Raw genomic sequence first — 21,223 nt, 5'->3', positions numbered from 1 at the left:
TAGGGGAAAGCTTTTGGAACACATTAACGAACTTCTCATGTCAATGAAGCCTTTGCTCGAGCAATACGGCTACTTGGCGCTGATTGTCAGTATATTTCTAGAAGGGATAGGTGTACCGATGCCTGGTCAATCGCTGATGATCGCGGCATCTTTGCTCTCTTCAGAACAAGTCATGAACCTAAGTATGGTTATGATGGTATCGTGGCTAAGCTGCTTTTTTGGGAATACCTGTGGTTACCTAATCGGGTATTACTTTGAAGGCTGGTTGGATAAAAAAGGCTATATCTCTGGCCCGAAGATGCAAACACTTCAACTGACTATCCAGAAATACGGCCCTACGTGCTTGGTCGTCAGTCGCTTTATTGAAGGAATGAAGCAATTTATGCCTCTTGCGTGCGGTATCGCGAAAATGCCACGTAGAGAGTTTTTGTTCGGTAACGCCCTCGCGGCGACGGTTTGGGTATTGGTATTCAGCTTGTTAACTCACTTTGCATTTGAACATTTAAGCGTGTTGAGCAACCTGTACACCGAATACAAATATCTGGTATGGGCATTTGCTGCTGTCTTATTTACGTGGATGGTTTTAGGTATTGTTAAACGCAAAAAAGCCAAATCAATGCAATAACGACAGCCTCTTCATTGGCGCATAACTAAAGCTCGTGGTATCAGTGAGATACGTAATACGAGCTTTTATCTTTTTCTTTACGTGCAAAAATTAAACAGCCATTTAGACGTCTAGACGTTGACAATGCGTAAATGTGATATTAGTCTGCTCTTCTCTCTTATTATTAACATTGTCGTTTACATGTCCGGTTCCCAACAAACAACTAAAACAGTTGCACCTTCTGCGGTCGCACTGATCCCATTGATTGTATTCCTTGCGCTGTTTATTGGCGTAGGCACTTACTTATCTTTGCAAGGCGTTGAATTTGCCTTCTACCAGCTGCCTGCACCCATCGCGGTATTACCAGCCATCATCATTGCGTTTCTTTTAAGTAAAGAGAAACTTAACCGCTCAATCGAACACTTCATGCGTGGTGTTGGCCACCCAGACATCATCGCAATGTGTATGATCTATCTGCTTGCAGGTGCCTTTGCTGCGGTAGCAAAAGCCTCTGGCGGTGTTGATGCAACGGTGAACCTTGGTTTATCCGCAATTCCAACCAGCATGATTTTGCCGGGCATTTTTCTGATTTCTGCTTTTATCGCAACAGCGATGGGCACTTCGATGGGTACCATCGCAGCCGTTGCCCCCGTAGCGTTGGGGATTGCTGAATCAGCAGGAATGAGCTTACCGTTAACCGCAGGCGTTGTGCTGAGCGGCGCTATGTTTGGTGATAACCTTTCTATCATCTCTGACACCACCATCGCGGCGACACGCTCTCAAGGTTGTGAGATGAAAGACAAGTTTAAAGAGAACATTCGTATTGCTTTGCCTGCGGCGTTGATCGCGATTGCAGTGTTCGCTTTCAACAGTACAGCGACTCAAGTGCCTGCAACTGGCGATATTGAGTGGCTAAAAGTCCTGCCGTACATCACTATTTTGATCCTAGCGGTATCTGGTGTGAATGTGTTTGTGGTTCTGTCGATTGGTATCCTTTTGGCTGGCGGCGTGAGCTTGGCATCGATTGACAATTACGGACTGACTAATCTAGCCCAAGACGTTTATAAAGGCTTTGGTAACATGCAAGAGATCTTCTTGTTGTCCATGCTAATTGGTGGTTTGAGTGAACTGATGCGTCGTCAAGGCGGCCTTGCTTTCCTAACCAATTTCGTTAGCAGCCTTATCCACGCGTTTGGCTCTAGCCACTCTAAGCATGCCAACAGCCGCGCGAGTGAGCTAGGTATCGCAGGCTTGGTGTCGATGGTCAATGGCTGTACGGCAAACAACACCGTAGCCATCATTGTATCGGGCAGCGTTGCTCGCCAACTGGCGGAAGAGAATAATGTCTCTCCTCGCCGCTCAGCAAGCTTGTTAGACATTTTCTCATGCGTGGTGCAAGGCGTGTTGCCTTACGGCGCTCAAGTGTTGCTGCTAGGTTCCGTATTCAACCTATCGCCAATTGAAGTAGTTGCTAATTCTTACTACTGCTTTGCATTAGCGATAGCTGCTGTTGTTGCGGTGTTTATCAAACATCCCGCACGTCAACCTGTAGTGCAAACTGAGAACTAACGACAAATACCGAAAAGGCTCCGATGGAGCCTTTTTACTTTCTTCTTTATTTTCCTTGCCGCGAACAGATTTACTTCAAAACTGAACGCAAACTTTGCGCACTGTGTAAAGGAATCGCGAAGCAATACGCCACATCGCGTAGAGCTTCCACCTGAGCCGCATTACTGATTGCTAACTCGCCTGCCACATCGAAGTGGTTATTCTCAAACCCCACTCTCACATCGAATCCAAGTAACATCGCACTCGCTAAACAGTCTTGCTCTCGCGCGCCAAAAGCACAAATGGCACATCGAATTTCTTCCTCGACAAAACGCGCCAAATTCAAACCTCGTAAATCCCATGGTGAATACTGTTGAGCTTGTTGATAACACCCTAACACCACTAATGCATGCTGATGCGTTTTAGGTAGCACGCCCGCATCACGCAGTTGAAAATAACGTTCAATGTCGGTTGCATCGTAGAGAATAATTTGGCTCACGATGTTGTTTTCAGCCACCCAATGGAAAAAGGCATGCCCTTCTTTCTCACTTGCGCGATCAGGGATTAACTCCCTCAATGCGAAAGAAGCCGCTTCTGGTTTCACAGCTTTAGCTAACGCCATCTGTTGTGACGGAGAATACAAGCCGACCGCTTCTGTGGTGAGCTGAACCATCATGTTTTCTCCCACCGCTTCTTTCACGGCATGGTAAATTGCCATGTTGTCGTCGATGTCTAATGAATGACGTCCGTTAGCGCCCCTAGCATGCAAATGGATCATGGCAGCCCCTGCCGTTTGACAAGCGATAGCCTCTGCAACCAGTTCGTCTTTTGTCATGGGTAAGTTGGCGTGATCGTGCTTAGTTTTTCTAGCACCGTTTGGGGCCACGATAATGGCGATAGGTTCTCGCAAATATTGGTTTGCTACTTCCATGTCTCCGCCACCTCTTTTAACGTCAGTGAGAGTTTGCCGACTAGTTCATCAATATGATGAGACTGAATAATGAATGGCGGTGCGAGCAAAATATGGTGCCCATTAACGCCATCAATCGTTCCGCCCATTGGGTAGCACATTAAGCCATTTTCCATTGCTCGCTGTTTGATGCGTTTGTCTGCCAATGTGGCTTTACTCAGCGGCGCCTTGCTTTCTTTCTCCGCCACCAGCTCAATGCCCAAAAACAAGCCTTTACCACGAATGTCGCCAATGTATGGTAAATGGGCCAATGCAGAAGTAAGCTCTTTACGCAGCAAAACACTTTGCTGATTCACCGCTGTTAATAAATCATCTTGGAAGATGGTTTCAATTGTTGCCACGGCGGCAGCGCACGCCACAGGGTGCGCCATAAACGTATGACCATGTTGGAAAAAACCGCTTCCATCGGCAATAGCTTGGTAGACTCGATCATTCGCAACCACCGCACCAATAGGTTGATAACCCGCACCAAGCCCTTTAGCCATACACACCAGATCGGGTTCTGCCTCTTCCTGCTCAAACGCAAAAAAACTGCCACTGCGTCCAACGCCACACATGACTTCATCCAAGATCAATAACACATCATATTGGTCGCATATTTCGCGAATACGCTTGAAATAACCTTGCGTTGCAGGCACAGCTCCAGCGGTGGCTCCCACAATAGGCTCGGCGACAAAAGCCATGACATTGTCAGCACCCAACTCAAGAATTTTTGCCTCTAGTTCATTCGCCGCTCGCAATGAGTAATCCAATTCCGACTCATGACTCTGCTGATAACGATAAGCATAGCAAGGGGCAATGTGATGGCTCGGATGCAAGATAGGTTTGAACGGTTCACGTCGCCATTCATTACCACCGACCGCCAGAGCTCCCAACGTATTGCCGTGATAACTTTGCTGACGCGCAATGAATTGCTTCTTCTCTGGCTTACCTGATTCCACAAAATACTGCCGCGCCATTTTTAGTGCCGACTCCACCGCTTCTGATCCGCCACTGACTAAATACACATGGTTGAACTGCTCAGGCATATGCTGACAAATCAATTCCGCTAGTCGCTCACTGCTGTCACTAGTAAAAAATCCAGTATGAGCAAACGTCACTCGCTCGATCTGTTCCAACATGGCTTTTTTAACGGCGTGATGACTGTGGCCAAGGTTTGATACCGCAGCACCACCACAAGCATCGAGATACTGTTTCCCTTGTTTATCGAATAGATAAACACCTTCACCTTTATCGATGATTGGCAGCGTGGCATGGCAATGACGGTGAAATACGTAAGACATTTGAGTCCCTTCCAATGTATAAGATTTGCACATATCATCAGGAACAAACCCAAACGCGACAAGGGAATAAATTTCACCCACCATGAGCTTTTGGAATACCACAACCCAAAAACAATAAAGCCTTTGATATTTAAACAATAAAACAAATAAAGGCCAGCTTTTTTAAAGGCTGGCCTATGGGTAACCAAAAGCTAAAAAAAGAATCGTTTTACGCGTTTAGTGCCTGTTCTAAATCGGCTAGAATATCGTCAATGTGTTCAATACCCACCGATAAACGAATCATCTCAGGAGACACACCAGCTTGTTTTTGTTCTGCTTCGCTCAACTGACGATGGGTCGTCGAGGCGGGATGGCAAGCCAGTGATTTTGCATCGCCAATGTTCACCAAACGCTTAAAGATTTTCAGAGCATCATAAAAACGTACACCTGCTTCATAACCGTCTTTTAAACCAAACGACAAAATCGCAGATGGCTTACCTTTCATGTATTTTTCGGCAAGGTGGAAGTGTTCTGAACTTGGCAATCCGGCATAGCTTACCCAACTGACTTTGTCATTCTGTTCTAAGTACTCAGCCACTTTGAGTGTGTTCTCGGTATGACGCTCCATACGCAGTGGCAACGTTTCTAGCCCTTGCATAAGCATAAACGCATTCATTGGTGATAATGCCGATCCGGTATTACGCAATGGTACGGTACGCGCACGCCCGATAAATGCCGCCTCACCAAACGCTTCGGTATACACCACGCCGTGGTAAGAAGGTTCTGGTTGATTGAAAACGGGAAAGCGGTCTTTGTGCTGCGCCCAAGGGAATTTACCGGAATCCACAATCACGCCACCCAAAGTGGTGCCATGTCCACCGACGTATTTAGTGAGAGAGTGAACGACGATATCGGCACCAAACTCGATGGGTTTGCACAGCACCGGAGTCGCGACGGTGTTATCCACAATCACAGGTACGCCTTGTGCGTGAGCAAGCTCCGCTACACGTTCTAAATCAATGATATTACCGGCTGGGTTACCAATGCTCTCGCAGTACACCGCTTTGGTATTTTCATCAATTAACTCAGCCAAACTTTCTGGTTTGTCATCTTTGGCAAACTTCACCTGAATACCCTGATTTGGCAGCATATGCGCAAACAAGGTGTAAGTACCGCCATAAAGTTGCGGCGTAGAAACGATGTTATCGCCCGCTTGCGCTAACGTCAGAATCGCATAGTTAATCGCTGCACTCCCCGCACTGACAGCCAACCCTGCAATGCCGCCTTCTAACGCCGCCATGCGTTTTTCCAAAACGTCATTAGTCGGATTCATGATGCGAGTGTAGATATTCCCCGGCACTTCCAGGTTAAACAGATCAGCGCCGTGCTGCGCGTTATCAAACTCGTACGCGACCGTTTGATAAATCGGTGTCGCGACAGATTTAGTGGTAGGGTCAGTTTCGTAACCAAAATGGATGGATAGCGTTTCGTCTTTCATGTTCTTCCTTGAGCGTCATCGAGATAAATCGTGAACTTATCATGCCGACTTTTTAACCACAGAACCTCGTTATGGGTCACATTGCCCACGTCCAGAAGCGTTTGTGAAATGGGAAAGGTAACATTTTTGATATTCATCGACGGGTATAACTTGCGCTTGATTGAAAGTCTTTAATCTTGTTGATAATACTCCTTCAATATGAACTAAAGTGAACTTGACCTGTTGAGTTCTCAAACTCATTGAAATGGGAGTTCAACAGGTAAAAACCTTACTCTTTATGGAGATGACCGATGAACAAAAACTGGATCCCAATAGCTCTATCTGGGCTTGCTTTAACAGGTTGCTTTTCTGAAGAAACGAAAGAAACAGAAGCCGTCGCCGAGCCGCTAAAAGTAACCGCCGCAGACAAAATTTATTATGGTGGCGATATCCTAACCATGGCTAGCGATAAGCCAGAGTACGCCGAAGCCGTCGCGACATTAGGCGAGAAAATCATTTATGTCGGCAGCAAAGATGGTGCAATGGGACACAAGTTCGGTAAAACACAGTTGGTCGACTTAAAAGGCAAAATTATGTTGCCTGGCTTTGTTGATCCGCACAGTCATGTGTATGGTGTTGGTCTGCAAGCCATGGTCGCTAACGTGCTGCCATCTCCTGATGGCGAAGCCGATACCGTGGCGAAAATCATCGAAACTCTGAAAAATGCCGCGAACAATGATACGCAACGCCTATTCGTTGAGAAAACAGGTTGGATTTTAGGTTTTGGTTACGATGACGCCCAACTGGATTATTACCCTACCAAAGCGGATCTCGATAAAGTCAGTACAGATAAGCCAGTATTGATCATCCACACTTCGGGGCATTTGAGTGTCGCAAACAGTAAAGCGCTAGAGCTAGCAGGCATCACGGCAGAGTCGGAGGATCCAAAAGGTGGCATTATCCGCCGAATGGAAAACAGCCAAGAACCAAATGGTGTCCTAGAAGAAAACGCGCACTTTGCAATGCTGTTCAACCTCAATAAGTTGATTGATTCAGAACTTCAAGATCGCATGTTAGAAGCCTCGCAAGGTATGTACGCGAAATATGGTTATACCACGGCTCAGGAAGGACGAGCGACATCCGAAGGTTATGAAGCGATGAAACGCGCGTCGAAAAACGACAAGCTGATGATCGACTTGGTTGCTTACGCCGATATGGTGTCGAGTAGTGACTTTATGGACTCGGAATACAACTCGCCAGAGTACACCAACCATTTCCGCATCGGTGGCGTAAAGCTGAACTTTGATGGCTCTCCACAAGGTAAAACGGCATGGCTAAGTCAGCCTTACTTCCACCCGCCACATGGACAAGATAAAGACTACGCTGGCTACCCAACTTTCGAAGATCAACAAGCTTACGATTACGTAGAAACAGCCTTTAAAAATGAATGGCAAGTGCTGACGCATGCCAATGGTGACGCTGCGATCGAGCAATTTATTAATGCGGTAACCAAAGCAAATGAAAAGCTAGGAAAGCAAGACCGTCGACCTGTACTCATTCACGGACAAACCATACGCCAAGACCAAGTGGATCGCTTAGCTGCGCAAGGCATCTTCCCTTCCTTGTTCCCAATGCATACTTTCTATTGGGGTGACTGGCATGTGGAATCAGTACTCGGCCATCCTCGTGCCGATTTCATTTCACCGACTCAAGCGGTGAGAAAGGCGGGGTTAAAATTCAGTACGCACCATGACGCACCTGTGGCGCTGCCAAGTTCATTCCGAGTATTGGATGCGACCGTCAATCGCACCACCAGAACCGATAAAGTACTGGGGCCAGATCAGCGTGTTGACACGTATACCGCACTGCAAGCCATGACGATTTGGCCGGCTTACCAACACTTTGAGGAGTCGTATAAAGGTTCTATCGAGGTGGGTAAGAATGCGGATTTAATCATCCTCGATAACAACCCATTGAAAGTGGAACCTAAAACATTAAAAGATCTCAACGTTGAAGAAACCATCAGCCGAGGCGAATCGGTTTATCAACGACAGTAATCGAATCAAACACCGCCTTTTTTAAGGCGGTGTTTTCTATCTGACTCACCAAGCACTTTATCTATTTGCTCGCCACTTGCTGTAATAACCAAGTACGAAACTTGTTTGTGGACTGGCTTCGTGTGTTCATGATCAAGTAGTACCCTGCATTGGCAGGAACTGGCTGAAAGGGAGAAACTAAACGCTCTGTTGTCAATTCATCCTCAATCAGTGCCATTCGTGCCATCGCAATCCCAACTCCTGCTTCCGCCGCAGACATCGCCATATCCGTTCTATTGAAAAAGTGTCCAACATCGGTTTTAAAATCCAATCCCATTGCTGACGCCCAATATAGCCACTCATAGTCACGCGTCGCTTTTTCCCATGGCATCGCATCGTGTAGTAGCGTCGCCTCCTGCCATTTCTTCACTGACATTAAGGATTCTTGTTCATCAAAAGGCGCTTTTAGCCAACCATGATCCTCAAGGTATTTAGGGCTCATCACTGGCAGCAGCTGCTCATCCAAAATCAACTCCGCGTTAGCATCTCGGTAAGGATGAAGACCATAGTCTATCGCGACGTCATAATCTTTTATCTCACTATTCACTAACGCCCCTTCCGCGAAGATTTGCACTTGGATATCCGGGTTCTCGTGATGAAAACTTTCCAGCTTTGGGACTAACCATTTAAAAGCAAAAGAAGGCGTTAATTTTAAGCGAATCTCATTGGTGTGCTTTTCTACTTTGAGCTCATCAAGCAGTTTGCTCAGCTCGGAAAAGTGAAACTGCGTCGCTTGGTGTAACTGAGTGCCTTTAGCGGTTAAACGAATACCGCGGGAATGGCGTTCAAATAAAGTAAAACCTAATAACTCTTCCAAGTGAATAATTTGTTGGCTCACGGCTCCCGTAGTGAGGTGCAAAAACCTAGCCGCGCCAGTAAAGCTGATGTGTTCCGCGACTTGGCTAAACAGACACAAGCCACTTATTAAATTACTTCTCATCCTTGAGCCTATAGTTTTTCTAAACGCTGTATGTAATTTATATCGATTGTTAACAAAAGGTAAAGAAAAGAAACTAACCACTCTGATAAATGTGTGGAGTACATCAATGGAAGTCATCGTATTAGGCAGCGGCGTCATCGGCTTAACCTCTGCTTGGTATTTATCTCAAGCAGGCTATCAAGTTACCGTTATTGACCGTCAACCAAGCAGTGCAATGGAAACAAGTTTCGCCAATGCTGGGCAGATCTCGTATGGCTATTCTTCGCCTTGGGCTGCGCCTGGTGTTCCTGTTAAAGCCATAAAGTGGTTAATGGAAGAGCATGCTCCACTCAAAATCAAGCCAACCCTCAATGCCGATATGATCAGTTGGGCAAGTAAGATGGTGGCCAACTGCACCCTGTCTCGCTACCAAGTCAACAAAGCTCGCATGCTTTCTATCGCTAACCACAGCCGTATGTGTCTGGAACAATTACGTCAAGAACATGCCATTGAATATCAAGGTCGCCAGTTCGGCACCTTGCAAGTATTTCGAACGCCTCAACAGCTGCAAGCCATTGAAAAGGACATGCAGCTTCTAGAGCAAAGCGGGACTCGGTTTGAGTTGATGGACGTAGAACGCTGCATTGAACAAGAACCTGGACTGGATCTTGTGAAAGATAAGCTAGTTGGTGGCTTGCACCTGCCAGATGACGAAACAGGCGATTGCTATCAGTTTTGCCAACAACTAACAGAGCTCGCTAAGGCCCATGGCGTGAGGTTCGAGTTCGACACCGAAGTAAGCAATTGGGTTACAGTAGGCAAAAAGATCATAGGTGTCCAAACGAATCGAGGACAGTTTAAAGCGGACCAATATGTGGTTGCCTCTGGCAGCTATTCTACAGCACTACTCAAGCAACTCGACATTGAGATTCCTGTTTATCCAGTAAAAGGCTATTCGCTCACCATCCCAATGGAAGATGAGCACTTCTCTCCTCGCTCTACTGTGATGGATGAAACCTATAAAGTCGCCATGACTCGGTTTGATGACAGAATTCGCGTAGCGGGCACCGCAGAATTAGCAGGGTTTGATGCCTCCCTTCCGCAAAAACGAAAAAATACCATCGAAATGGTCATCCGTGATCTTTTCCCTCGCTGCGGCGACTTTAGCCAAGCCGAGTTTTGGAGTGGCTTTAGACCAATGACGCCTGATGGCACACCGATTATTGGCGCAACTAAATACGATAACCTTTTTACTAACACCGGACACGGCACTCTGGGTTGGACTATGGCTTGTGGTTCTGGTCAATTACTAGCGAGCATTATGGCTGGTGAAAAAGCGAAAGTGATGGATGACACAGAGCTTAACCTTTGCCGTTATGCATAAGGACACATCTGCATAAAAAACAAACAGGCCTTTACTCCACAAAATGCATAATATTTGGCATTTTTAACTCATCAAATATGCAGCACATTTTAATGACAATGTGCTGCATATTTAATCATCAGACAAATCTTCTACCTCAAAGGAGTAAATAAGCAACAAGAACTAAATTTTAACAATCACTCTCCATTCTGTGTTCACCATCACGCTACAAAGGATTTATAGCCAAAAAAGTTAACATTTGCATTACATAAAGGGTAATGTATTGTGTGAAAAACAACCACAAACACAACTAACAGGGAAAATACTCATGCAGTCATTAGTTGATTTTCTGAATGGAATTATTTGGAGCCCGGTACTGATCTATCTGTGCCTTGGCGCAGGTTTGTTCTATTCAATCATGACGCGTTTTGTACAAATTCGTCACTTCTTTGAGATGTGGCGCTTATTACTTTCAGGGAAGAGTTCAACAAAAGGGATATCGTCATTTCAGGCACTTGCCGTTTCACTATCTGGCCGTGTAGGTACAGGTAACATTGCTGGTGTTGCTGCCGCTATCGGTTTCGGTGGACCAGGCGCCGTATTCTGGATGTGGGTCGTTGCCTTCTTTGGCGCTGCAACCGCATACGCAGAGTCGACACTTGCGCAAATCTATAAAGAAGAAGACGAAGGTGAATTCCGTGGTGGTCCTGCTTACTACATTGAAAAAGCAATGGGACAAAAATGGTACGCTTGGATCTTCGCTATCGCAACCATCTTTGCATGTGGTGTTCTACTTCCTGGCGTTCAATCGAACAGCATCGGTAACGCAGTAGAAGCAGCATTTGGCTCAGGTGACATGATTGAAACCGCTATTGGTACCTTCAGTTTTGCTAAAATTTTCACTGGTACGGTTGTCTGTGTCATTCTGGCCTTCATCATCTTCGGTGGCGTAAAACGTATTGCGAACTTTACCCAAATCGTTGTGCCATTTATGGCGCTGGCTTACATCATCACTGCATTTGTCATCATCCTTCTAAACATTGGTGAGGTTCCACGCATTTTTGGCATGATCATTGGTGACGCGTTCACACCAATGGCAGGTGTTGGTGCGGCAATCGGTTGGGGTGTAAAACGTGGCGTTTACTCCAACGAAGCAGGTCAAGGTACTGGTCCTCACGCTGCAGCTGCAGCGAGTGTTGATCACCCAGCTCAGCAAGGCCTTGTTCAATCTTTCTCTATTTACATCGATACACTACTTGTGTGTTCAGCAACCGCGTTTATGATTCTTATCACTGGCGCGTACAACGTAAATGGTGCAGTTGAAGGTACGTTCCTAATTCAAAACCTACCGGCTGATATTGGTGCGAATGGTCCTGTATTTACGCAAATGGCGATCGAAAGTGCGCTACCTGGTGTGGGTAAACCATTCATCGCAATCGCACTCTTCTTCTTTGCGTTTACGACCATTCTGGCTTACTACTACATTGCAGAAACGAACATTGCTTACATTCGTCGTACATTCAAAGTAAATGGGCTGATGTTTATTCTGAAAGTCATCATTATTTCATCCGTGTTCTACGGAACCGTGAAAACCGCCAACTTAGCCTGGGCGATGGGTGATGTAGGTGTAGGTCTAATGGCATGGCTTAACATCGTCGGTATTTTGATCATCTTCTTTATGTCGAAACCAGCTCTCAAAGCATTGAACGATTACGAAGAACAACAAAAACGTGGTGTGACCGACTTTACATTCAACCCTGTAGCGCTAGGCATTAAAGGCGCAGATTACTGGGAAGATAAGTACAAGCGTAAAACGGGTAAGGCACCAACGGCAGACAACAGTACTACAGAAACTGTTGAACAGCCATCAACATAGCCTTAACGCATAAACAAGAAAAAGCAGTGGTCCGTTTAAGGGCATAAAAAAGGGGATTAACCATTGGTTAATCCCCTTTTCTGCATTATGTGTAAAGGATTAAGCAGCGACAGCTTCTACTTTACGAGCGATTTTTGCTTTACCTACAGGTAGAACTTCACGACCAAATTCGTTGTTTAGTACTTGCGCCATTGCGAAGTAAATTGCACTTGCGCCACAGAAGATACCTTCGAAGCCAGCGATAGCACCGATCACTTCGCTACCAGTGAAATCACGAGCAGCAAGCAAGAAAAACAGGATAGTTAGAGAACCAAATACCACTTGCTTCGCTGTTGGGTAGCATAGAGAACCAATGAACATGAAACCAGTGAAGATGCCCCAAAGCGCTAGATACCAACCCATAAAGCTTGCTGGGCTTGCAGGAAGACCCATGTGAGGCATTACGATCAAGCCTACTAGTGTTAGCCAAAATAGACCGTAAGAAGTAAACGCAGTTGTGCCAAACGTGTCGCCGCGTTTAAAGCACATGATGCCAACGATTACTTGGCTAAGGCCACCGTAAAAGATGCCCATCGCTAGAATCATAGAGTCAATTGGGAAAAATCCTGCATTATGAATATTGAGCAGAATAGTGGTCATACCGAAACCCATTAGACCTAGCGGTGCTGGGTTAGCCAGTTTTGTCGACATGTACAAATACCTTTTTCAAAAATGTTGATAAAAAATGCGCGCGAATTTTAATGGGCCCCAGAACAAAAGAGAAAAACTGTTATTGAAAACTTAGATTCCATAAATAAGCAACCGCTCAAATAAAAAAAGACCCCGCTAAAAAGCAGAGTCTTTATAGATGGTTAGACTACTTTTCAATCAACTACAGGCAAGAGATCTCGTCCCAGAACCAGTTACTTTGCGTTGGGCTTTCCCACACTCCAGGGCCGTTTTTTGCGACAAAGCATTTGTTTTGGTACGTCACTTTATCGCCGTTAGCGACTTGCGTTACGCCCGGCTCCCACTGAATAAAATTACCTGTCACTGGTGGTTCAGGTTCCGTTGTAGGCGGCTCTGTCGGAGTGCCTGAGACCAGCTTCCACGGGTCGCCTTTCGTTGGCTCATTACCTTGTGACCACCATTTCGCTTCGTAAACAGCACCTTGGTAAGAGACTTGATCACCAGTGTTGTACACTTTGCCTGCATCCCAAGCCGCCACGCCACCTACAGGTGGATCGACCGGATCAACAGGGTCTAGTTTTTCAACCACACGAACTTCTGGCCACCCCGCATGAGATTGGTAGAAGTTAGTTACGCACTTCTCGTAATCACCCGCAACTAGCGCAGAGTAAGCCGTTTGGAAACCAACCAACTCACATTCAAACGAATGGCCTCCAGGGCGATCTGAGTAGTATTTCCAGTTACCATCCCAGTTGGTGTAAAGCACGTCTGTCGCACCATTTAGGTTCAGACTGCCGTAAGGAGTCTGCTGCCAACAAGTGTTTGTTTCATCAGCTTCAATTGGAATTTGATAATGGGCGGCAAGACCTTCCCAATAACGAATACGGTTAACAGGTTGACCTTTATCCTTGTTTTGCTCACCACACTCAATACCACCATTGATCACGTTGATGGTGGTACCAAAGCCGTAACCAATGCCAGCATCAAGCTCACGCTGTGAAGGCACCCAAGTACGGTCAATCACATGCAGCATTGCTGGTTTCGGTGCTTGTGGAGTTAGGAAGAACCAGATAGCCGATGCCAAGTTCAGCCATGAATCCGCAACCAAGCCTGGATTTTTTAGCAATACAGATGCATCACCATCAAACATCACTTCAGAGAACGCGCCATAGTTAAAATGGTAAGAAAGCTGTTTAGCACCACGTCCAAAGTAACCTTGTCCTGGTTCACATGGCCAACGCTTATTTTGCCAGTCATTCTGACCACAACCGGTCGTGTAACCTTCTTGACCTTCTGACCAGCCCATTTCACGCACATGAACCAAAGCTTGCTGCCACTCTTCCAATCCAAGAGGGTTATCCGATACGTTATCAATCGAAATATGACCACCAGTTTCCTGCGCAAAGTGAGCAAAGGCTGTCACGATCGATTTTTTACAAATCGCATCCGAATCTCGACCATCCGTATACTCACCACAGAATGCTGGGAACTTACCAATTGCACGTAGGAAACGCGTGTAAGTGTATTCAGGTGCCGCCATTTGAGTCAGGAAGTCCCACTCACTTTCAGGGAACACACGCTCTACACGCTTCACGTTTTCTGGATTGGTTGCCGCTCCAGGAACAATCGCCTCCACCACTGAGTTCGGGCGCGTCTCTAATGCTTGTGACCAAATGGCATACATAGGGTCAGAGGTTTTGCTTTGCTCTACGGCTTGAACGTCACCACGAGCAATGACATAACCGTTTGGATTCTGCGGATCGGGCTGGATATTCATACTCGCATTCGCTTGTGCAGCTAGGGCACAACTCAATGCAAGAGGAAGATGTTTGAGTGCAAACATGTCTAGTCTCCGGATTTTAACAATACAATATACAAGGAATAACTAGACATATAGTGGATCATATATACAAAACGCCGAGCTAAGTGCGTTGATTCTGCGAGACAAAATGAATAAATAAGTCCTCGCACACATTTTGTCACAAGAAAAATGTTACCTTGACTCAAAAGAAAAGCGGAGACCCAATGAGCCTCCGCTTTATGATATTTCTATCTTTATTGTTCTGCCGAAACCACGTCTAGCTTCGCGGTTGATTTTTGTTTAGACAACACAAAATAAACCACACACTGGGCAACAATGGCGGCAAGCACAATCACTGGCGAGGCGTTGATTCCAGCTAAAAGGAAACACCCGAATGCAATCATTCCATTGAGTAATGCGTAAGGCAACTGTGTACGGAAGTGCTCATACTGCTCACACCCTGCCCCTGTCGACGACAAAATCGTCGTTTCAGAGATTGGCGAGCAGTGATCGCCAAACAGGCCACCAGATAACACTGCACCAATACAAACTAACAAAGGGGCATCAATCGCGACGGCCGTTGGGATCACCAATGGCATCATGATGGCAAATGTCCCCCAAGATGATCCCGTAGCGAACGAAATAATACCAGCAAGCAAAAAGGCGACTGCTGGCAATAGCCAATACGGGAAACCGGCTTGAGCTTGTTCAGCAATGTATGCAGCTGCACCTAATTCTTTTCCAACCGAGCTAAGCGCCCAAGCCAATACCAAAATCACCGCCACTGACATCATGTTTGACATGCCTTTCAGGTAGACTTGGATACCATCGGAAAGCTTTCTGACGCCATAAAACGCCATCAGCGCAATTAAAGTGAAGGCGGCGAAGAAGTATGCAGAAGACAGCGCAGCCCTAAACGTTGAGCCCGCCACTTTTTGAAAAGGAAAACCGTGTGGTACGAGGATGGTACATAGGACCACCAGCATAACGAGCAAAGGCGCCCAGACAAAACTGGATTTTGCATTTTTATGCGTAAATACATTCATCGATTCCTGAACTTTTCCAAAGTCGGAACCTTGTTCAGCTAACCGTTCGGCCTTCGCCATCGGGCCGAAGTCCAACTTGAAGAAAGAGACAATCGGTACAATCGCAATCGCTAGAAAGGCGTAAAACTGGTACGGAATGGCACCAATGAAAGCATCCCAATCACTCATCGTGACATTTAGAGCCGTAAACTCCTTTTGAATCAAACCCATGATGTAAACGCCCCACCCGATAAAAGGGATCAAGATTGCGACGGGAGAGGATGTGGAATCGATAATAAAAGCTAATTTTTGACGTGATACTTTTAGCTTATCAAATAAAGGCCGGAACACCGGGCCAACAATCAAGGGTGTACCAAGGTCTGAGAAGAAGATAACAACACCGCCAAACCATGCAGAGATCTGAGCTTGGCATTTACTCGCCACCCACTGAGTGACCTTTTTAGCAAAGGCAACACCACCGCCTGACTTTTCCATAAGAGCAACAAAACCACCGATGAACACTAATAATAAAATCACACCAGCGTTATAGCTATCGGTAAGTTGCGGAAGCAGGTAACTTTTCATCAATGCACTAAACGATTCTAGCGGCCCTTTTTCGACAAAGGTGCCTTCAAGCATGGCGACACCACTAACCACACCGGCGAACAAACCAACAACGACATTTCTCGTGGTCAGCGCGAGGAAAAGAGTAATAAGGATGGGAATGAGAGAGGTAACGTCAGCCTGTTCCATAGCAATACCATTTATAATATTTAAACAATTAAAATGAATATATATCTAATCTTTCCGCATGTATATATCTCCTATAAAAAATTTGAGTCCCCTCTTCACAAATTTGAAGCACAAAAAAACCAGCCCGGAGGCTGGTTCTTATAAGCTCAACAGTCTAGAGGAAAATTATTCCCACTCGATTGTCGCTGGTGGCTTACCTGAAATATCGTAAACAACACGTGAGATGCCATCAACTTCGTTGATAATGCGGTTAGATACCTTACCTAGGAAGTCGTATGGTAGATGCGCCCAGTGTGCCGTCATAAAGTCGATGGTTTCTACTGCACGCAGTGATACAACCCAGTCGTATTTACGGCCATCGCCCATTACACCTACAGAGCGAACTGGTAGGAATACCGTGAACGCTTGAGATACTTTGTCATATAGGTCTGCAGCGTGAAGCTCTTCAATGAAGATAGCATCAGCACGACGTAGCAAGTCACAGTATTCTTTCTTGATTTCACCAAGAACACGAACACCTAGACCAGGACCTGGGAATGGGTGGCGGTAAAGCATGTTATAAGGCAGGCCTAGCTCTAGACCAATCTTACGTACTTCATCTTTGAACAGCTCACGTAGTGGCTCAACAAGACCCATTTCCATTTCATCTGGTAGACCGCCCACGTTGTGGTGCGATTTGATTACGTGCGCTTTACCAGTCTTAGATGCCGCAGACTCGATTACATCAGGGTAAATCGTACCTTGAGCTAGCCATTTCGCGTTTTTCAGCTTCTTAGACTCTTCATCGAATACATCTACGAATACGTGACCGATAGTCTTACGCTTCTCTTCTGGGTCAGACTTGCCTTTCAGAGCTTCAAGGAAACGATCTTCTGCATCAACTTTAATAATGTTTAGGCCGAACTTATCGCCAAACATATCCATCACTTGTTGGCCTTCGTTTAAACGAAGTAGACCGTTATCGACAAATACACACGTTAGCTTGTCGCCAATTGCGCGGTGCACTAGCATCGCAACAACAGATGAATCCACACCACCAGATAAGCCTAGGATAACTTCGTCGTCACCCACTTGCTCTTTAATGCGAGCAACCGCGTCTTCGATGATAGATTCCGAAGTCCATAGACGCTCACAGCCACATACGCCAAGAACAAAGTTCTCAAGCATTTGTAGGCCACCTTTTGTGTGTGTCACTTCTGGGTGGAACTGAACACCGTAGTATTTCTTCTCTTCGTTCGCCATCGCAGCGTAAGGACAAGTGTCTGTCTCACCAACTTTTACGAAATCGGCTGGGATCTCTACTACTTTGTCGCCGTGGCTCATCCATACGTCTTGAGTTGCTTCAAGATCTTTAAATAAGGCACATTCACCAGAAACTTTAACCTGAGCGTAGCCAAACTCACGTTCGTTAGAGCCTGCTACTTTGCCACCTAGTTGTTCCGCCATAGTTTGCATGCCGTAACATACACCAAGTAAAGGAACACCAGAGTCAAATACATATTGAGGCGCGCGTGGAGAGTTCTCTTCCGTTACGCTTTCTGGACCGCCAGATAGGATAATGCCATCTGGGTTGAATTCGCGAATATCCGCTTCTTCTACATCCCAGCTCCATAGTTCACAGTAAACGCCGATTTCACGTACGCGGCGTGCTACTAATTGAGTGTACTGAGAACCGAAGTCCAAGATCAGAATACGTTGGTCATGGATATTTTTAGTCATTTTGAGCAGTCTTTTTAAGGCTAAGTGATTAAAACCGAGGCGAGTGTACTCGCCTCTTCTTAATGCTTCAAGGAAAAAGCAAACGTTTCCGTTAGGTAATTAGTTCCCTAGACGGTAGTTCGGTGCTTCCTTAGTAATTTGAACATCGTGTACATGAGACTCTTGCATACCAGCACCAGAGATACGTACAAATTCAGCTTTCGTACGCATATCTTCGATAGTTGCAGAGCCAGTTAGACCCATGCTTGAACGTAGACCACCCATTTGTTGGTGTACGATCTCTTTTAGACGGCCTTTGTATGCGATACGACCTTCGATACCTTCTGGTACTAGCTTGTCCGCTGCGTTGTCAGACTGGAAGTAACGGTCAGAAGAACCTTGAGACATTGCACCAAGAGAACCCATGCCACGGTAAGACTTGTAAGAACGGCCGTTGTATAGAATCACTTCACCCGGCGCTTCTTCAGTACCTGCAAACATAGAACCAACCATCACACATGATGCGCCTGCTACGATTGCTTTACAGATATCACCTGAGAAACGGATACCACCGTCAGCGATAACTGGAATACCATAATCATTAGCAACTTCTGCCGCATCTGCGATTGCAGTGATTTGTGGAACTCCCACACCCGTTACAATACGAGTTGTACAGATAGAACCAGGGCCGATACCAACTTTCACTGCGCTTACGCCAGCTTCGATTAGTGCTTTAGCACCAGCACCTGTTGCTACGTTACCACCGATGATGTCTAGATCTGGGTAAGCTGCACGTGTTTCACGAATGCGGCTTAGAACACCTTCAGAATGACCGTGTGAAGAGTCGATAAGTAGAACGTCAACGCCAGCTTCAACTAGTGCAGCAACTCGCTCTTCGTTACCAGCACCAGCACCAACTGCTGCGCCGACACGTAGGCGACCACGCTCATCTTTACATGCGTTTGGTTTACGTTCTGCTTTGTGGAAGTCTTTCGCAGTAATCATACCGGTTAGTTGGAACTCATCATTCACAACCAATACTTTCTCTACGCGAGCTTCGTGCATTTTCTCTTGCACTTCTTCTCGTGTAGCACCTTCTTTAACCGCTGCCAACTTCTCTTTTGGCGTCATTACTGAAGATACTTTCTTAGAAAGGTCCGTCACAAAACGAACGTCACGACCAGTGATAATACCAACAAGCTCATTGCTCTCAGTGACAACAGGGAAACCTGCAAAACCATGCTTTTCAGTGAGTGCAACAACATCAGCGATGGTCGCGTCAGGGTTTACTGTAACCGCGTCAGTCACCATACCAGCTTCGAACTTCTTAACTTTACGAACTTCGGCTGCCTGCTGCTCAATAGACATGTTCTTGTGGATAAAGCCAATGCCACCCTCTTGCGCTAGCGCGATCGCTAGACGAGCTTCAGTAACAGTGTCCATAGACGCTGAAATCATTGGGATGTTTAGGGTGATGTTCTTAGTTAGCTGAGTGCGAAGATCAGCTGTGTTTGGGAGAACGGTGGAGTGTGCTGGCACAAGTAGTACGTCATCGAATGTCAGCGCTTCTTTGGCAATTCTTAGCATTTGCAATATCTCACAATTAGAGGAGTAAAAAGAACAATCCAATCTCATCGTTTCGCATAATGAGGGTAACCTGTGTTAGCAACAAGCTACATTTGGATTAGATATTGCGGAGGGATTATACGGTTAACGCAATCGCTTGACCACAAATTTTTTAATTTTTTTCTTGCAATTACCCCCTTGCTATGTATTATATTACCGCTAATTTCCATACTCACGTCTAAGAGATTAGCTGTGCTCTCCAAGACCAATCAAAACATCTTTACTGTTTCTCGTCTCAACGCAGAAGTTCGTTTACTCCTTGAAAACGAAATGGGGATCGTTTGGCTCGTCGGAGAGATATCCAACTTCTCAGCTCCTGTCTCTGGTCACTGGTACCTCACTCTTAAAGACTCTCGCGCTCAAGTTAAATGTGCCATGTTTCGTGGTAACAATCGCCGCGTTACTTTCAAACCCGCTAACGGTAATCAAGTCCTAGTAAAAGCTCGTCTGTCTCTTTATGAGCCTCGCGGTGACTACCAATTGATCATCGAAAGCATGCAACCGGAAGGTGACGGCCGTCTTCAGCAAGAGTTTGAAGAGCTGAAAATGAAGCTTGCAGCAGAAGGGTTGTTCGCGCAAACCAATAAGCAATCTTTGCCTGAGCACCCTAAACGTGTTGGCGTCATCACATCGAAAACTGGTGCCGCGCTTTACGATATCTTAGACGTATTGAAACGTCGTGATCCTTCCCTACCCGTTGTGGTTTATCCGACAGTGGTACAAGGTGAGGACGCAGCCATTCAAATTGCACAAGCCATTGGTCGCGCTAACAGCCGTGATGAATGTGATGTGCTAATTGTGGGCCGAGGTGGTGGTTCATTAGAAGACTTATGGTGCTTTAACAACGAGATATTAGCTCGCACGATTGCAGCAAGCCAAATTCCTATTATTAGCGCCGTTGGACATGAAGTTGACGTGACAATAGCTGATTTTGTCGCCGACGTACGCGCGCCTACTCCATCAGCTGCCGCTGAGCTAGTAAGCCGTGATAACAGCCACAAAGATCAAGCTTTAGTTACCCGCCAGCATAAGTTAGCGAGCGCGATGCGTTACTACCTAGCACAACAAAAGCAGCAATCTGCTCAATTAGTGCACCGTCTAGAGAGACAGCACCCAAGCTATCGCTTGCAACGTCAGACGCAACAGTTAGATGAGTTGGACATGCGCTTACAGCGAGCGATGAGTCGTTTTATTGCCTTGCGTCAACAGCGAATCGAGCGTCAACATTATCGGCTGCAATTAAATTCTCCTGTAACACGCCTTGCCGAGCAGAAGTCGAAGCTAGAACGTGTTGAGCAAAAGCTCATGGATGCAATGGATCGCAAGTTACTGACTATGCGCCATCAACTCGCGATTGCTGCAGAGAAGTTAGACACCGTCAGCCCACTAGCGACATTGAAACGAGGTTACTCAATTACTCAAACTGAGCAAGGTAAAGTAATTACGCAATCTTCAGATGTTAAGTCGGGAGATGTATTGATTACTCGATTAGCCGAAGGCGACGTTCGTTCTACCGTTAACTGAATACAAACTCTG

15 protein-coding genes are annotated in these 21,223 nt (G+C 46.1%); 6 read left to right on the top strand and 9 right to left on the bottom strand.

Annotation, left to right across the window (positions count from 1 at the left end; genetic code table 11):
* Positions 1 to 37 precede the first annotated feature (37 nt).
* Together ACWYVB_RS16905 and ACWYVB_RS16900 are read left to right on the top strand one after the other, a co-directional pair.
* Complete coding sequence (locus tag ACWYVB_RS16905) at positions 38 to 625, top strand: DedA family protein (RefSeq protein WP_193621589.1); 588 nt, start codon at positions 38 to 40, stop codon at positions 623 to 625.
* A gap of 180 nt (positions 626 to 805) precedes the next feature.
* Positions 806 to 2,173, top strand: a complete 1,368-nt coding sequence (locus ACWYVB_RS16900) for a Na+/H+ antiporter NhaC family protein (RefSeq protein WP_186437868.1) — start codon at positions 806 to 808, stop codon at positions 2,171 to 2,173.
* A gap of 70 nt (positions 2,174 to 2,243) precedes the next feature.
* Here ACWYVB_RS16900 and ACWYVB_RS16895 read toward each other — a convergent pair whose 3' ends face one another.
* From ACWYVB_RS16895 to ACWYVB_RS16885, 3 genes are all read right to left on the bottom strand, one after another.
* On the bottom strand, positions 2,244 to 3,083 hold the full coding sequence (locus ACWYVB_RS16895; protein WP_457529507.1) for a 3-keto-5-aminohexanoate cleavage protein: 840 nt from the start codon (positions 3,081 to 3,083) through the stop codon (positions 2,244 to 2,246).
* Complete coding sequence (locus ACWYVB_RS16890; RefSeq protein ID WP_457529506.1) at positions 3,074 to 4,405, bottom strand: aspartate aminotransferase family protein; 1,332 nt, start codon at positions 4,403 to 4,405, stop codon at positions 3,074 to 3,076. Before ACWYVB_RS16890 ends, ACWYVB_RS16895 begins: the two co-directional genes overlap by 10 nt.
* Positions 4,406 to 4,613: 208 nt before the next feature.
* Complete coding sequence (locus ACWYVB_RS16885) at positions 4,614 to 5,882, bottom strand: O-acetylhomoserine aminocarboxypropyltransferase/cysteine synthase family protein (RefSeq protein WP_457529504.1); 1,269 nt, start codon at positions 5,880 to 5,882, stop codon at positions 4,614 to 4,616.
* 290 nt (positions 5,883 to 6,172) lie between these two features.
* Between ACWYVB_RS16885 and ACWYVB_RS16880 the strand changes: the two genes are divergently transcribed.
* Entirely contained in the window at positions 6,173 to 7,918 is a 1,746-nt protein-coding gene (locus tag ACWYVB_RS16880) for an amidohydrolase (protein ID WP_457529502.1), read from the top strand.
* Between the two features lie 61 nt (positions 7,919 to 7,979).
* On the opposite strand, the gene ACWYVB_RS16875 is transcribed toward ACWYVB_RS16880, so the two are convergent.
* Complete coding sequence (locus ACWYVB_RS16875; RefSeq protein WP_457529500.1) at positions 7,980 to 8,897, bottom strand: LysR substrate-binding domain-containing protein; 918 nt, start codon at positions 8,895 to 8,897, stop codon at positions 7,980 to 7,982.
* 106 nt (positions 8,898 to 9,003) lie between these two features.
* Here ACWYVB_RS16875 and ACWYVB_RS16870 point away from each other — a divergent pair, with 106 nt between their 5' ends.
* Together ACWYVB_RS16870 and ACWYVB_RS16865 are read left to right on the top strand one after the other, a co-directional pair.
* A complete protein-coding gene (locus ACWYVB_RS16870; protein WP_170903106.1) occupies positions 9,004 to 10,260 on the top strand; it encodes a D-amino acid dehydrogenase in 1,257 nt (418 codons plus the stop codon).
* A 307-nt stretch (positions 10,261 to 10,567) separates the two neighbouring features.
* Positions 10,568 to 12,115: an alanine/glycine:cation symporter family protein gene (locus tag ACWYVB_RS16865; protein WP_012842106.1), complete on the top strand. Its 1,548-nt coding sequence runs from the start codon at positions 10,568 to 10,570 to the stop codon at positions 12,113 to 12,115.
* 99 nt (positions 12,116 to 12,214) lie between these two features.
* Here ACWYVB_RS16865 and ACWYVB_RS16860 read toward each other — a convergent pair whose 3' ends face one another.
* The 5 genes from ACWYVB_RS16860 to guaB form a co-directional block, all read right to left on the bottom strand.
* Positions 12,215 to 12,805, bottom strand: a complete 591-nt coding sequence (locus ACWYVB_RS16860) for an acetate uptake transporter (protein WP_005391518.1) — start codon at positions 12,803 to 12,805, stop codon at positions 12,215 to 12,217.
* 181 nt (positions 12,806 to 12,986) lie between these two features.
* A complete protein-coding gene (locus ACWYVB_RS16855; RefSeq protein ID WP_457529498.1) occupies positions 12,987 to 14,627 on the bottom strand; it encodes a chitinase in 1,641 nt (546 codons plus the stop codon).
* Positions 14,628 to 14,839: 212 nt separating this feature from the next.
* A complete protein-coding gene (locus ACWYVB_RS16850) occupies positions 14,840 to 16,363 on the bottom strand; it encodes a Na+/H+ antiporter NhaC family protein (protein WP_457529496.1) in 1,524 nt (507 codons plus the stop codon).
* Between the two features lie 165 nt (positions 16,364 to 16,528).
* Positions 16,529 to 18,082: a glutamine-hydrolyzing GMP synthase gene (gene guaA / locus ACWYVB_RS16845; RefSeq protein ID WP_005391523.1), complete on the bottom strand. Its 1,554-nt coding sequence runs from the start codon at positions 18,080 to 18,082 to the stop codon at positions 16,529 to 16,531.
* A 99-nt stretch (positions 18,083 to 18,181) separates the two neighbouring features.
* Positions 18,182 to 19,648, bottom strand: a complete 1,467-nt coding sequence (gene guaB / locus ACWYVB_RS16840) for an IMP dehydrogenase (RefSeq protein ID WP_005391524.1) — start codon at positions 19,646 to 19,648, stop codon at positions 18,182 to 18,184.
* A gap of 231 nt (positions 19,649 to 19,879) precedes the next feature.
* On the opposite strand from guaB, the gene xseA reads away from it, so the two are divergent.
* A complete protein-coding gene (gene xseA, locus ACWYVB_RS16835) occupies positions 19,880 to 21,211 on the top strand; it encodes an exodeoxyribonuclease VII large subunit (protein ID WP_258460403.1) in 1,332 nt (443 codons plus the stop codon).
* Positions 21,212 to 21,223: the final 12 nt, after the last annotated feature.

The organism is Vibrio sp. JZG10, from assembly GCF_054064075.1.
The sequence above is the reverse complement of the archived record's forward strand: the minus strand, read 5'-3'. Positions and strand labels throughout refer to the sequence as shown.